This window comes from Flavobacterium xizangense (genome assembly GCF_054075145.1).
In genome coordinates this window covers 1-238 of the sequence record NZ_JBSIPG010000313.1, presented here as the reverse complement: position 1 = coordinate 238, position 238 = coordinate 1, and the positions used below count along the sequence as shown (strand labels likewise).

The window sequence follows — 238 nt, the reverse complement described above, 5'->3', positions numbered from 1 at the left end:
CGGGCGCCCGTGAAGATACCAACTCGGACCACAGCCCTGACGGCAGCATTCATACCTTGGGCATCTCCACCAGAGGTCAACACGGCGATGGCCTTGCCGATCCCCAGGGTTTTGGCTGCATGATGCTCTTCATGGGTCATGATCCACTCTAGAATTCAAGACAATGGTCGGTTAAGATGCACTGGATCAAGGTGCCACTGGCTCAAGAAATGTCTGTCTTAGACTGGCTCGAGCCACC

1 protein-coding gene is annotated in these 238 nt (G+C 55.0%); it reads right to left on the bottom strand.

Annotated features, from left to right (window positions below):
• The coding region (locus ACWA1B_RS23575; RefSeq protein WP_456911120.1) for a 6-phosphofructokinase at window positions 1-140 on the bottom strand (140 nt) is incomplete at its 3' end.
• Window positions 141-238 lie beyond the last annotated feature (98 nt).